This is a genomic window from Pseudomonas sp. TWI923 (assembly GCF_039673365.1).
GTDB classification, from domain to species: Bacteria; Pseudomonadota; Gammaproteobacteria; order Pseudomonadales; family Pseudomonadaceae; genus Aquipseudomonas; species Aquipseudomonas sichuanensis.
Genome location: NZ_JBDJLM010000002.1, coordinates 1 through 13,195 on the forward strand (window position 1 = coordinate 1; position 13,195 = coordinate 13,195).

The following is a 13,195-nucleotide window of genomic DNA, read 5'->3' on the forward strand; positions in this document are numbered from 1 at the left end:
GCCTACTTTGGCCGCGGCCGGCGAGGTAAGACCAAAGTAGGCCGCCGTAAGGGCGGAAAGGTGACTAAAAGTCGCTATCGCCGCTGAATGCGCATACATCTATCAAAACCAGCACTTTGAAAGCCGAAGCCGAAGCCGAAGCCGAAGCCGAAGCCGAAGCCGAAGCCGAAGCCATCAAGCCGCCAACCGCCCCCCCGCAATCGCCTCCGAAGCCGCCAACATCGCCCGCAACAACACCGCACACCCCGCCGCCAAATCCCCAGGCGTAGCATTCTCGATCTCGTTATGACTGATCCCCCCCTCACACGGCACGAAGATCATCCCCGCCGGCCCCAGCTCCGCCAGGAAAATCGCGTCATGCCCGGCCCCACTGACAATATCCATGTGCGCCAACCCCAGCGCCGCCGCCGAATGACGCACGGCATCAACACAGACAGGGTCGAAATACAGGGCCGGGAAGTCGGCAGTCGGCGTCAGCTCATAGCTCAGCCCATGCTTCGCCGTGGTCGCCTCGATCACCCCGCGCACCTCGGCGATCATCGCGTCCAGCTGCTCGCCCTCCAGGTGACGGAAGTCCAGGGTCATGCGCACTTCACCAGGGATCACGTTACGCGACCCCGGGTAGGCCTGCAGGCAGCCGACCGTGCCACAGGCATGGGGCTGGTGGGCGAGGGCGGTGCGGTTGACCGCCTCGACCACCGCGACGGCGCCGACCAGGGCGTCCTTGCGCAGGTGCATCGGCGTCGGACCGGCGTGGGCCTCGACGCCGCGCAAGGTCAGGTCGAACCACTTCTGCCCGAGCGCGCCGAGCACCACGCCGATGGTCTTGGCCTGGTCCTCGAGGATCGGCCCCTGCTCGATATGCGCTTCGAAGTAAGCCCCCACCGGGTGCCCGAGCACCGCGCGCTGGCCGGCATAGCCGATGGCGTTCAGCGCCTCGCCAACGCTGACGCCCTGGGCATCGCGCTTGGCCAGGGTTTCTTCCAGGGTGAACTTACCGGCGAACACCCCCGAGCCCATCATGCACGGGGCGAAGCGCGAGCCTTCCTCGTTGGTCCACACCACCACCTCCAGCGGCGCTTCGGTTTCCACGCCCAGGTCGTTGAGAGTGCGGATCACCTCAAGCCCAGCCATCACCCCGAAGCAGCCGTCGAACTTGCCGCCGGTGGGTTGGGTGTCGATATGGCTGCCGGTCATCACCGGTGGCAGTTTGGGGTTGCGCCCCGGGCGACGGGCGAAGATATTGCCGACCCCGTCGACCGTCACCGTGCAGCCCGCGGCTTCGCACCATTGCACGAACAGGTCGCGGGCCTGGCGGTCGAGGTCGGTCAGCGCCAGGCGGCACACACCGCCTTTCTGGGTGGCGCCGAGACGCGCGAGGTCCATCAGCGATTGCCACAGGCGTGCGCTGTCGATGTGGTGCTTGCTTGATTGCAGGACTTCCTTGGCGAGGGTAGTCATGGGTGTCTCCTCAGGCTTTTTTTGTCGGGCTGTTGCGGTCCCATCGCAGGGAGCGGTGCGTTCAGGGCAACGGCTTGGCCAGCCGCGCCGGCCCGCGCACCGCCACGCCGCCCAGGGCGTAGTAGAGCCCGCCACCCAGCAACGAACCGGTGAACCAGCCGTAGTCGTAGAACCAGCTGAAACTGCTGTTGCCGATGGCCATCACGGTCAGCGCCACCGGCACGCCGAAGGCAGCAAAACCGGCCCAGTTCCACGCCGGGTACACGTCGTCGCGGTACAGTCCGGCCAGGTCCAGCTGTTGGCGCCGCACCAGGAAGTAATCCACCACCATGATCCCGGCGATCGGCCCGAGCAGGCTGGAGTAGCCCAGCAGCCAGTTGGAATACACGCTCTCAAGGCTCAGGTCGGAGACGATCCAGCCCAGCTTCTTGAGCAGCTCGTGGCCCATCAGCGCCAGGCCGATGAAGCCGGTCAGCCACACCGCGCGGCTGCGCCCGATCAGGCGTGGGGCGATGTTCTGGAAGTCGTTGGTGGGCGAGACGATGTTGGCCGCCGTGTTGGTCGACAGCGTGGCGATGATGATCAGCGCCATGGCCAGCGCCACCCAGCCCGGGCTCTGGATATGGCCGATCAGGCTGACCGGGTCGGACACCGTCTGGCCCACCAGCGAGGCCGAGGCCGCGGTCATGATCACACCCAGCGAGGCGAACAGGAACATGGTCAGCGGCAGGCCGAAGATCTGCCCGAGGATCTGGTCCTTCTGGCTTTTCGCGTAGCGGCTGAAGTCGGGGATGTTCAGCGACAGGGTGGCCCAGAAGCCGACCATGGCGGTGAGTCCGGCGCAAAAATAGCTGACCACGCTGGCGCCTTCCGGGCGCTTGGGCGGTTGTGCCAGCAACTCGGTCATGGACATGTGCGGCATCGCCCAGAACAGCAGGCCGATACCCACCGCCACCAGCAGCGGCGCCGACAGGGTTTCCAGCCACTTGATCGACTCGGCGCCCCGCAGCACCACCCACAGGTTCAGCGCCCAGAACAGCATGAAGCCGATCACTTCGCCGGTGCCGCCCAGCGCCTTCCACTCGGGGAACAGCGAGCCGAGGAACAGGTGGATGGCCAGCCCGCCGAACATGGTCTGGATACCGAACCAGCCACAGGCCACCACGGCGCGGATCAGGCAGGGCACGTTGGAGCCGAAGATGCCGAACGACGAGCGCAGCAGCACCGGGAAGGGGATGCCGTACTTGGTGCCGGGGAAGGCGTTGAGGGTGAGCGGGATCAGCACGATCAGGTTGGCCAGCAGGATCGCCAGCAGCGCCTCGCCCACGCTCAGGCCGAAGTAGGCGGTGAGCACGCCGCCGAGGGTGTAGGTGGGCACGCAGATGGACATGCCCACCCACAGCGCGGTGATGTGCCACTTGTTCCAGGTGCGTTGGTGCACTTTGGTGGGGGCGATGTCGTGGTTGTAACGGGGGCTGTCGAGCACGTCGCTGCCGGCGTCGAGTTCGAACAGGCCATGCTGCTCGACCACTTGTGATCTGCTTTGTTGCATGGGGCCTTCTCCAGGGTTTTTTTCTTGTTGTTTGCTCATCGGGCTAATGCGATGGCCGGAGTACACACACCACCAGTACTGCACCTGCGGTCCGGCCATGGCGGTTGTGGCCGGGGTTACAACAACCGTGCCGGGTTGGCCTTGGCCGTTGCCGGTGATCGCTGCTGACCGCAGGTAACTTACTGACTTGCAAAAGCATTCCTGATTGCGCCTGGAACGTGCGAATAACTACAACGCCGATATAGGCCTACACACCGTGATTCAAAGCGGTGCGGCCCGGCATATCCGCTGCGCTGCCTGCGCCTGCCCAGCCGTTTTTAAACAGCTGAATTTGCGTAGAAAATCTTGACCAAATTCGCATCCTGTCAAGTGCGTCAAAATGGTGAAGGGCTGTTCCGTTTTGGTGATTCGTACAATTAATTCATATAAATCAAGAAGATAAAATTTTGAGTATTTGCATATATTTTTTCTTGATGAATGTCATAACCGCAACTAGCCTCGATTCTTGTCAGGCCTGACAGGATTGACCGAAACCCGCAGGCACTGGCCCATGAAAATTCCAAGAACCGGCCAGCAAGACCGGTCAGCCTGCGAGGAAGACGGCATGTCCCTGTTGATCCGTGGCGCCACCGTGGTTACCCATGAAGAAAGCTACCGCGCCGATGTGTTGTGTGCCGACGGCGTGATCCGCGCCATCGGTGAAAACCTCGAAGCGCCTACCGATTGCCAGGTGCTCGACGGCAGCGGCCAGTACCTGATGCCCGGCGGCATCGACCCGCACACCCATATGCAATTGCCATTCATGGGCACCGTGGCCAGCGAGGATTTTTTCAGCGGCACCGCCGCGGGCCTGGCCGGCGGCACCACCTCGATCATCGATTTCGTCATCCCCAACCCGCAGCAGTCGCTGCTCGAAGCCTTTCACACCTGGCGTGGCTGGGCGCAGAAGAGTGCCTCCGACTACGGCTTCCACGTCGCCATCACCTGGTGGAGCGAGCAGGTTGCCGAAGAAATGGGTGAGCTGGTGAGCCAGCATGGGGTCAACAGCTTCAAGCACTTCATGGCCTACAAGAACGCGATCATGGCCGCCGACGACACCTTGGTGGCCAGCTTCGAGCGCTGCCTGCAACTGGGCGCGGTACCCACCGTGCATGCCGAAAACGGCGAGCTGGTCTATCACCTGCAGCGCAAGCTGCTGGCACAAGGGCTGACCGGGCCCGAGGCGCACCCGCTGTCGCGCCCCTCGCAGGTTGAAGGGGAGGCCGCCAGCCGCGCCATCCGCATTGCCGAAACCCTCGGCACGCCGCTGTACCTGGTGCACGTGTCCAGCCGCGAGGCGCTCGACGAGATCACCTATGCCCGGGCCAAGGGCCAGCCGGTGTACGGCGAGGTATTGCCCGGCCACCTGCTGCTGGACGACAGCGTTTACCGCGACCCGGACTGGGCCACCGCCGCCGGCTACGTGATGAGCCCGCCGTTCCGCCCGCGCGAGCACCAGGACGCTCTGTGGGGGGGGCTGCAGTCGGGCAACCTGCACACCACCGCCACCGACCACTGCTGCTTCTGCGCCGAGCAGAAGGCCATGGGTCGCGATGACTTCAGCCGTATCCCCAATGGCACCGCAGGCATCGAGGACCGCATGGCGGTGCTGTGGGACGCCGGGGTCAACAGCGGGCGCCTGTCGATGCACGAGTTCGTCGCGCTGACCTCCACCAACACCGCGAAGATCTTCAACCTGTTCCCGCGCAAGGGCGCCATCCGCGTCGGCGCCGACGCCGACCTGGTGCTGTGGGACCCGCAGGGCACGCGCACCATCAGCGCCCAGACCCACCACCAGCGCGTCGACTTCAACATCTTCGAAGGCCGCACCGTGCGCGGCATCCCCAGCCACACCATCAGCCAGGGCAATGTGCTGTGGGCCGACGGCGACCTGCGTGCCGAGCCGGGGGCAGGGCGCTATGTGGAACGCCCGGCGTACCCGTCGGTATTCGAAGTGCTGGAGCGGCGTGCCGAGCGGCACAAACCGACGCCAGTTCAGCGCTGATCCCGTGGGAGCGGGCTTGCCCCGCGAAGCGAGCATCGCAGTGTGTGGTACCGGCTTGGCCGGTGATCGCGGGGCAAGCCCGCTCCCACGCTGGGCTATGAAAATCCGCTCCCACGCCAGCCCCTGTTGACTGCCATCCCCAAAACGGAAGCGGCACCTGACCACCGCCGCCTCCAATAAAAACGAGAGAGGCTACAACCGTGATCGACGCCCTGAACCACTTGCCGCGCCCCCGGGCCGGCGCCGACCAACTGGCCGAGGCCTTCAGCGACCTTGCGCCCCCGCTTACCGCCCGCCAGGCCGCCGTTGAAAGCGCACGCTGCCTGTACTGCTACGACGCGCCGTGCGTCAACGCCTGCCCCAGCGAAATCGACATCCCCTCGTTCATCCACCGCATCAGTGACGAGAACCTGCAAGGCGCTGCCGAGCGTATCCTTTCGGCCAACATCCTCGGCGGCAGCTGCGCCCGGGTGTGCCCCACCGAGATCCTCTGCCAGCAGGCTTGTGTGCGCAACAACGCCCAAGAATGTGCGCCGGTGCTGATCGGCCAGTTACAGCGCTACGCCCTGGACAACGCGCACTTCACCGCTCACCCGTTCCAGCGCGCGCCGGCCACCGGCAAGCGCATCGCCGTGGTGGGTGCCGGCCCGGCCGGGCTGTCCTGCGCCCATCGCCTGGCCATGCACGGCCATGACGTGGTGATCTTCGAAGCGCGGGACAAAGCCGGCGGCCTCAACGAATACGGCATCGCCCGCTATAAGCTGGTGGACGACTACGCCCAGCGCGAAGTGGAGTTTCTGCTGGGCATCGGTGGCATCGAGATCCGCCACGGCCAACGGCTGGGCAGCAACCTGTCGTTGACCGAGCTGCACGGCCAGTACCATGCCGTGTTCCTCGGCCTGGGGCTGGATGCCGTGCGTCAGCTGGGCATGGCGGATGAAGAAGCCCCCGGCCTGCTGGCCGCCACCGAATACATCCGCGAACTGCGCCAGGCCGACGACCTCAGCCAACTGCCGTTGGCCGACCGCTGCCTGGTGATCGGTGCCGGCAACACCGCCATCGACATGGCGGTGCAGATGAGCCGCCTGGGTGCGCGCGACGTCAACCTGGTGTACCGCCGGGGCGAGGCCGACATGAGTGCCACCGGCCATGAACAGGAGATCGCCAAGCACAATCAGGTGCGCCTGCACACCTGGGCACGGCCGGATGCCGTGTTGCTGGATGACTCAGGCCGAGTGCGCGGTATGCGCTTCGTGCGCACCCAACTGGTCGATGGGCGCCTCGACGACACCGGCGAGACCTTCGAGTTGGCCGCCGACGCAATCTTCAAGGCCATCGGCCAACGCTTCGACGACGCCAGCCTCAGCGACCCGCTGGCCGCGCAACTGGCCCGCGACGGTGAGCGCATACGCGTCGACGGGCACCTGCAGACCAGCCTGCCGGGCATCTATGCCGGCGGCGACTGCACCGCCCTGGGCCAGGACCTCACCGTCCAGGCCGTGCAGCACGGCAAGCTGGCCGCCGAAGCCATCCATGCCCAACTCATGCTCAACGTGGAGGCTGCGTAAATGGCCGACTTGTCCATCGTATTCGCCGGCATCAAGGCGCCCAACCCCTTCTGGCTGGCCTCGGCGCCACCCACCGACAAGGCCTACAACGTGGTCCGCGCCTTCGAGGCGGGCTGGGGCGGGGTGGTTTGGAAGACCTTGGGCGAGGACCCGGCAGCGGTCAACGTGTCGTCGCGCTACTCGGCGCACTACGGCGCCAACCGCGTGGTGCAGGGCATCAACAACATCGAGCTGATCACCGACCGTTCGCTGGAGATCAACCTGCGTGAAATCACCCAGGTGAAGAAGGACTGGCCCGACCGGGCGCTGGTGGTGTCGCTGATGGTGCCGTGCGTCGAGGAGTCCTGGAAGTTCATCCTGCCGCTGGTGGAGGCCACCGGTGCCGACGGCATCGAACTCAACTTCGGCTGCCCCCACGGCATGCCCGAACGCGGCATGGGCGCTGCGGTCGGTCAGGTACCCGAGTACGTCGAGCAGGTCACCCGTTGGTGCAAGATCCATTGCTCGCTGCCGGTGATCGTCAAGCTCACCCCCAACATCACCGACATTCGCCAGGCGGCGCGGGCGGCCCACCGTGGCGGGGCGGACGCGGTGTCGCTGATCAACACCATCAACTCGATCACCAGCGTCGACCTCGACCGCATGGTGGCCCACCCGATCGTTGGCGATCAGAGTACTCACGGTGGCTATTGCGGTTCGGCGGTCAAACCCATCGCCCTGAACATGGTCGCCGAGATCGCCCGCGACCCCGAGACTCGGGGCCTGCCGATCTGCGGTATCGGCGGCATCGGCAACTGGCGCGATGCCGCCGAATTCATGGCCCTGGGCAGTGGCGCGGTACAGGTGTGCACGGCGGCGATGCTGCATGGTTTTCGCATCGTCGAGGACATGCAGGACGGCCTGGCGCGCTGGATGGACCAGCATGGCCACCGCAACCTGGACGCTTTCCGTGGCCAGGCGGTGGGGCATACCACCGACTGGAAGTACCTGGACATCAACTACAAGTCGGTGGCGCATATCGACCAGGCCGCCTGCATCGGCTGCGGGCGCTGCCACATCGCCTGCGAAGACACCTCGCACCAGGCCATCGCCAGCACGCTCAAGGCCGACGGCACCCATGCCTACAGCGTGATCGAGGAAGAGTGCGTGGGCTGCAACCTGTGCCAGATCACCTGCCCGGTGGAAAACTGCATCGACATGCAGGCGCAGGACACCGGCAAGCCGTACATGAACTGGACCCAGGATCCGCGCAATCCCTATCGTGAGGTGGGTTGAACAGGGACTGGAACCATGGAAGCCGGCTCCCACACAATGAACTTGCACGTCCGCTGTAGGAGCGGCCTTGTGTCGCGAAAGGGCTGCGAAGCAGCCCCAGCGATCCGTGAGTAAACGCACGAAATCTGGGGCTGCTGTGCAGCCCTTTCGCGACACAAGGCCGCTCCTACAGGGGGAGCGTAACGGCGAAAGATCAAAGCCCAACCGCCGTCTCCTGCACACACCGCCACACCACCCCGCGCTCACTACATTCAATTATCGCTAGCGTGCAGCGTGCCTGTGCTACCAGCCTGGCTGGTCGAAGCAGGCCTATCGCGACAGTAATGCCAGGGCGCAGTGGCAGGCACTGCGCAGGGCCGCCGCGGGTACGCCATCACGTGCCTGCACCGAGATGCCATGGAGAAAGGTCGCGTAGAAATGGCCCAGGGCCTGCACATCGGTGTCGAGCGGCAACTGGCCCTGCTCGCGGGCATGGCTTAGCCGGGCAATGATCGATTCGCCGCGCTGGCGACGGTGATCCGCCAACCACTGCTGCACCGCGACGTTGTCGGGTGCAACGCCGCTGGCCGCGCTTACCACCAGGCATCCCTTGGGCTCGTCGGCACGGGTATAGGTAGCGACGGCGTCCTCGAGCATCTGCTCCAGCGCCTGGTGGATATCCGGCAGGGCCAGGGCACGGTCGGCAAAACCGCCTTCGGCCGATTCGTACAGTGCCACGGCCTCTTCGAACAGTTGCTGCTTGCTGCCGAAGGCTGCGTAGATCCGCGCCGAGGCGATCCCCAGCTCGGCGACCAGCGCTGCTATCGAAGTGCCTTCGTAACCGTGTTCCCAGAACAGCCGCAGCGCCTTGCGCAGTGCCTGTTGCTTGTCGAATTCCCGAGGTCGTCCTGCCATTGCCTGTCTGCCCGAATGCGCCAAACGGCCATTCTAGCCAATTCGCGATTGACGGGCAGCGTCGATCCATCCTATTGTTTGTCGATCGACAAACAATAGGATGGATTCCATGAAGACGCTCAAAGGCCCAAGCCTGCACCTGGCGCAATTCAGCAGTGACAACCCGCCGTTCGACTCGTTGAACAGCATCGCCGGTTGGGCCGCGCAGTTGGGTTTCAAGGCCCTGCAGGTCCCGGCCTGGGATGCTCGCCTGTTCGATGTGGCCCTGGCCGCGCAGAGCACGGGGTACTGCGACGAGATCAAGGGGCAGTTGGCAGGGCACGGCCTGCAGATCAGCGAACTGACCACGCATATGTTCGGCCAGTTGGTCGCGGTACACCCGGCCTATGACCCCCTGTGCGACGCCTTCGCGCCTGCTTCGCTGGCGGGGCGGCCGGCGGCCCGCACCGACTGGGCCATCGAACGGATGAAGCTGGCAGCGCGCGCCAGCCGCAATCTGGGCCTGGGCGACATGGGTACGTTTTCCGGGGCCTTGGCCTGGCCTTATTTGTTCCCCTTCCCGCAGCGCCCGCAAGGCCTGGTGGAGGCTGCCTTCGAAGAGTTGGCGCGGCGCTGGCGGCCGATTCTCGATGTCTGCGACGAGCAGGGCGTGAACCTGTGCTTCGAGATCCACCCGGCCGAGGACCTGCACGACGGCACCAGCTTCGAGCGCTTCCATGCCCTGGTGGGTGAGCATGAGCGCTGCCGTATCCTTTTCGATCCCAGCCATTTCGTGCTCCAGCAACTCGACTACCTGGCCTATCTGGACCTGTACCACCCGTTCATCCGCATGTTCCACGTCAAGGATGCCGAGTTCAATCCGAGCGGCCGGCAGGGTGTGTATGGCGGCTACAGCGACTGGGCCGAGCGCGCCGGGCGCTTCCGCTCGCTGGGCGATGGGCAGGTCGACTTCAAGGCGATCTTTTCCAAGCTGGCGCAGTACGACTTCGATGGCTGGGCCACCCTTGAGTGGGAGTGCTGCCTCAAGGACCAGGAGGTCGGGGCCCGGGAGGGCGTCGAGTTCATCGACCGACACATCATCCAGGTCACCGGGCAGGTCTTCGACGACTTTGCCGGTGCACCGCTCGACCCTGGGCAGATCCAGCGCATGCTGGGGCTTGCTGCGGCTGGCAACGCTGTGGGAGCACGGGCATGAATGCAGTCAGCGCAACCCGGGACGACGCGTTCGCCCATGTCTATGTGCAGGTGGAGGGGCTGCGCATCCATTGCGCCGTGGCCGGGGAGGGCGAGCCCGTGCTGCTGGTGCCTGGCTGGCCGCAGACCTGGTATGCCTGGCGCCATGTGCTGCCTGCGCTGGCCGCGCAAGGCTTCAAGGCCATTGCCGTCGACCCGCCCGGCCTGGGTGACTCGGACCGGCCCGAACAGGGCTACGACACAGGCAACGTCGCCCGCCTGCTGCATGCGCTCATGGCGCAGCTGGGGCATGAGCGCTATCACCTGGTCGGTCATGATGTGGGCATGTGGGTGGCCTACGCCTTGGCCAGCGATCAGCCGCAAGCGGTGCGCTCGCTGGCGGTGGCCGAGGCGGTGATACCAGGTTTGGCGGCGGCGCCGCCGATCTTCGTCGATCCGCAGGAGAACATCTTCCTCTGGCATTTCCTGTTCAACCAGGTCCGCGACCTGCCGGAGTTCCTGATTGCCGGGCGTGAGGAGGGTTACTTGAATTTCATGTTCGATCGCTGGGCCATCCAGCGCCATGCCGTGGCATCCGATGTCTATATTCGCGCCTATTCGTCACCCGGTGGCATGCGGGGCGGGTTTGCCTACTATCGGGCGATTCCTGAAACCATCCGGCAGAACCGCGAGCGTGCTGCCCGCCCGTTGCGCATGCCGGTGTTGGCGATCGGGGCCGAGCACGCCACCGGCGATGCGCCGTTGCAGACCCTGCAGGGGCATGCGCAGACGGTGCATGGCGTGATCCTGCCAGGCTGTGGGCATTTCGTGATGGAGGAGGCGCCGGCCTTGTTCAACGAACACCTGCTGGCATTCCTGCAGGGCCCGGCAGCCAGTCGCTGAGCAAGGCCCCTGGCGCTGTGCTCAGGGTTCCAGCCCGATACCGCGCAGGATGACGCTGGTCACGGTCTGTACTGCGCTTTCGAAAGCCAGGTCGGACAGCGGTTCGCCGCGGTTGAGCAGCGTCACCTGGTAACCGAAATCCGCATAGTGCTGGGTCGCTGCCCAGATCATGTACAGCAGCGCCGAGGGCTCCACCGGCAGGATCCGTCGATCTTCCACCCAGCCACGGATCTTGGCTTGCTTGAGTTGCGCCCAAGGCACCAAGGTCTCGTCCAGGGTCGGGCCGAGCACCGGCGCGCCGTGCAGGATCTCTTCGGCCCAGAGCTTCGAGCCCAGTGGCCGAGAGCGCGAATGGCCCATCTTGGCGCGGATGTAGCTGGTCAGTACCACGCGTGGGTCGTCGAAGCGCTCGAAACACAGCGCGTCCTGCTTCCACACATCCAGCAGGTCCTGCAGTACCGCGCGGTACAGCTCGTCCTTGGTACTGAAGTAGTAGTGCAGGTTGGAGCGCGGCAGCTGCGCCTGCTCGGCGATGTCGCCCATCGAGGTGGCGCCGTAGCCTTTGGCGGCGAACACCTGCTCGGCGGCCTGGAGGATCTTGTCGATGTTGCGCCGACGGATCTCGATCTTGTGGTTGGCCATGGGCTGTCCGTGGTGACCTGAACAGGGCAAGGCTAACAGCTTTGCAGGGCGTGTGGTGAAGGCTTCGCGGCCATCTGCTAACGTGCGCGCATTGCCCCGTTGAGTCCCGCGCCATGCCCTTCGCCGACAACCTGATCGCCTTCACCCTGGCCGCCACCTTGCTGACCCTGACGCCCGGCCTGGATACCGCGCTGATCCTGCGCACCGCCGCCGTGGAAAGCCGCCAGCAGGCACTGCGCGCCGCGCTGGGCATCAATGCCGGCTGCCTGCTGTGGGGCGCGGCGGTGGCCTTCGGCCTGGGCGCGCTGATTGCGGTGTCGGAGCTGGCCTACAACCTGCTCAAGTACTGCGGCGCCGCCTACCTGGCCTGGCTGGGGGTGAACATGCTGCTGCGCCCGCGCCAGTCGATGGCACCGGCTGGCGAGCAGGCGCCGTCCACCGGCAACTGGTTCGTCAAGGGCATGCTGGGTAACTTGCTCAACCCTAAGGTCGGCATCTTTTATGTGTCCTTCCTGCCCCAGTTCATCCCCCAGGGCCAGCCGCTGGTGGCCTGGACTTTCGGCCTGGTGGGTATCCATGTGCTGCTGGGGCTGCTCTGGGCGGCCGGCCTGATCGCCGCCACCCGGCCACTGGCCGAGGTGCTGCGCCGTGAACGGGTGATCCGCTGGATGGACCGCTGCACCGGCCTGGTGTTCGTGCTGTTCGCGGCGCGGCTGGCGTTGAGCCGGCGCTAGGTCCTAGACCAGCGGCAGGTAGATGTCGGTCTGCCACTGCGCTTGCGGGGTCTGTGGATACACGCTCAGGTAGTGGAAGAACAGCGGGTGGTCGCGCAGCTCTTCGCCGCTGGCCGGCAGCCAGTCACGGTAGAGCGGGTAGATGGTCTCGCCGATATGGTCCGGTGAGCCCACATGCCGCACCACGGCGCAGCGCCCGCCGGGGATGACCTGCGTTCGCACGCCGAATGGATTGGCGGCCACTTCGGCATCGACCTCGCCGCAGATGGCGAAGCGAAAGTCCTCTGGTGCGGTGGTGTCGGGATTGTTGTAGGGAATGCCGAAGGTGCGCCGGGTGGCCACTGGCGACTCATTGCTGTGGGTGCGCCATTGGATGAAGCGGCCCACGGTGGCCGGCAGTTGCGCGGGTGGGCCAAGGTGTTCCAGGGCGGCCACCTGGGTTTGCGTGAAATCGACGATACGGACTTGCATGCTGATGCTCCTGGCAAAGTGGGGAATGTGAAATGCCGTGTTCCAGGCGCGCCAGTCCGGCGCCCGGCGAAACGCGCTCGGCGACAGTGCGAAGTCACGTCGGAAGGCACGGGCGAATGCCTCCGGGCTGTCGAAGCCGGCATCCAGCGCCACCTGCAGCACCGCCAGCGCCGGGTCGGCGGCCAGCGCGTGGCCGGCACGGCGCAGGCGCATCAGTTGCACGTAGCGCGCCACCGGCACACCGATATAGGCACTGAACTGGCGGTGAAAGTGGTGCACCGAGAAGTTCGCCACCTGGCTCAGGCGCTCCAGCGACAGGTCGCCGTCGAGGTTGCCCTCGATATGCGCGAGCACGGCGGCGAAGCGTTGGTCGTAGGGGCGGTTGGGCGAGGGGGGGGACATCGGTGAAGGCTCCTGGGGTCACGGGCAGGCACAGGATGCGGCAGGTGAGCCGGGGTACGCCTAGCCGGGTTTGCTC

At 65.4% G+C, this 13,195-nt stretch carries 11 protein-coding genes; 6 read left to right on the top strand and 5 right to left on the bottom strand.

The features are described 5' to 3' along the window. Window positions 1-174: 174 nt before the first annotated feature. Both ABE459_RS01050 and ABE459_RS01055 read right to left on the bottom strand, forming a co-directional pair. Window positions 175-1,461: a Zn-dependent hydrolase gene (locus ABE459_RS01050; RefSeq protein ID WP_258704572.1), complete on the bottom strand. Its 1,287-nt coding sequence runs from the start codon at window positions 1,459-1,461 to the stop codon at window positions 175-177. A gap of 61 nt (window positions 1,462-1,522) precedes the next feature. Continuing rightward, the gene (locus ABE459_RS01055; RefSeq protein WP_125859102.1) at window positions 1,523-3,013 is read right to left on the bottom strand and encodes an NCS1 family nucleobase:cation symporter-1; all 1,491 of its coding nucleotides are present in this window, start codon (window positions 3,011-3,013) and stop codon (window positions 1,523-1,525) included. 604 nt (window positions 3,014-3,617) lie between these two features. Between ABE459_RS01055 and hydA the strand changes: the two genes are divergently transcribed. From hydA to preA, 3 genes are all read left to right on the top strand, one after another. Next, on the top strand, window positions 3,618-5,057 hold the full coding sequence (hydA, locus tag ABE459_RS01060; protein WP_323831784.1) for a dihydropyrimidinase: 1,440 nt from the start codon (window positions 3,618-3,620) through the stop codon (window positions 5,055-5,057). A 200-nt stretch (window positions 5,058-5,257) separates the two neighbouring features. After that, entirely contained in the window at window positions 5,258-6,625 is a 1,368-nt protein-coding gene (locus ABE459_RS01065) for an NAD(P)-dependent oxidoreductase (RefSeq protein WP_323831782.1), read from the top strand. Beyond that, a complete protein-coding gene (gene preA, locus ABE459_RS01070) occupies window positions 6,626-7,900 on the top strand; it encodes an NAD-dependent dihydropyrimidine dehydrogenase subunit PreA (RefSeq protein ID WP_153788880.1) in 1,275 nt (424 codons plus the stop codon). 309 nt (window positions 7,901-8,209) lie between these two features. On the opposite strand, the gene ABE459_RS01075 is transcribed toward preA, so the two are convergent. Beyond that, window positions 8,210-8,794, bottom strand: coding sequence for a helix-turn-helix domain-containing protein (locus ABE459_RS01075; RefSeq protein ID WP_323831779.1), 585 nt, complete (start codon window positions 8,792-8,794; stop codon window positions 8,210-8,212). Window positions 8,795-8,903: 109 nt separating this feature from the next. Here ABE459_RS01075 and ABE459_RS01080 point away from each other — a divergent pair, with 109 nt between their 5' ends. Both ABE459_RS01080 and ABE459_RS01085 read left to right on the top strand, forming a co-directional pair. After that, window positions 8,904-9,989, top strand: a complete 1,086-nt coding sequence (locus tag ABE459_RS01080; RefSeq protein WP_322360568.1) for a sugar phosphate isomerase/epimerase family protein — start codon at window positions 8,904-8,906, stop codon at window positions 9,987-9,989. Then, window positions 9,986-10,870: an alpha/beta hydrolase gene (locus tag ABE459_RS01085; RefSeq protein WP_125464515.1), complete on the top strand. Its 885-nt coding sequence runs from the start codon at window positions 9,986-9,988 to the stop codon at window positions 10,868-10,870. The genes ABE459_RS01080 and ABE459_RS01085 overlap by 4 nt, the downstream gene beginning before the upstream one ends. A gap of 21 nt (window positions 10,871-10,891) precedes the next feature. Here ABE459_RS01085 and ABE459_RS01090 read toward each other — a convergent pair whose 3' ends face one another. Next, the gene (locus ABE459_RS01090) at window positions 10,892-11,512 is read right to left on the bottom strand and encodes a TetR/AcrR family transcriptional regulator (protein ID WP_125464514.1); all 621 of its coding nucleotides are present in this window, start codon (window positions 11,510-11,512) and stop codon (window positions 10,892-10,894) included. Window positions 11,513-11,625: 113 nt separating this feature from the next. Between ABE459_RS01090 and ABE459_RS01095 the strand changes: the two genes are divergently transcribed. Further along, window positions 11,626-12,246: a LysE family translocator gene (locus tag ABE459_RS01095; protein ID WP_322360567.1), complete on the top strand. Its 621-nt coding sequence runs from the start codon at window positions 11,626-11,628 to the stop codon at window positions 12,244-12,246. 3 nt (window positions 12,247-12,249) lie between these two features. On the opposite strand, the gene ABE459_RS01100 is transcribed toward ABE459_RS01095, so the two are convergent. Next, window positions 12,250-13,119, bottom strand: coding sequence for an AraC family transcriptional regulator (locus ABE459_RS01100; RefSeq protein ID WP_323831776.1), 870 nt, complete (start codon window positions 13,117-13,119; stop codon window positions 12,250-12,252). Between the last annotated feature and the right edge of the window lie 76 nt (window positions 13,120-13,195).

Bases quoted from the DNA above. Each gene is read 5' to 3' on its own strand.
- ABE459_RS01050 (WP_258704572.1), bottom strand. From the start codon at position 1,461: ATGACTACCCTCGCCAAGGAAGTCCTGCAATCAAGCAAGCACCACATC.
- ABE459_RS01055 (WP_125859102.1), bottom strand. From the start codon at position 3,013: ATGCAACAAAGCAGATCACAAGTGGTCGAGCAGCATGGCCTGTTCGAA.
- hydA (WP_323831784.1), top strand. From the start codon at position 3,618: ATGTCCCTGTTGATCCGTGGCGCCACCGTGGTTACCCATGAAGAAAGC.
- preA (WP_153788880.1), top strand. From the start codon at position 6,626: ATGGCCGACTTGTCCATCGTATTCGCCGGCATCAAGGCGCCCAACCCC.
- ABE459_RS01075 (WP_323831779.1), bottom strand. From the start codon at position 8,794: ATGGCAGGACGACCTCGGGAATTCGACAAGCAACAGGCACTGCGCAAG.
- ABE459_RS01080 (WP_322360568.1), top strand. From the start codon at position 8,904: ATGAAGACGCTCAAAGGCCCAAGCCTGCACCTGGCGCAATTCAGCAGT.
- ABE459_RS01085 (WP_125464515.1), top strand. From the start codon at position 9,986: ATGAATGCAGTCAGCGCAACCCGGGACGACGCGTTCGCCCATGTCTAT.
- ABE459_RS01090 (WP_125464514.1), bottom strand. From the start codon at position 11,512: ATGGCCAACCACAAGATCGAGATCCGTCGGCGCAACATCGACAAGATC.
- ABE459_RS01095 (WP_322360567.1), top strand. From the start codon at position 11,626: ATGCCCTTCGCCGACAACCTGATCGCCTTCACCCTGGCCGCCACCTTG.
- ABE459_RS01100 (WP_323831776.1), bottom strand. From the start codon at position 13,119: ATGTCCCCCCCCTCGCCCAACCGCCCCTACGACCAACGCTTCGCCGCC.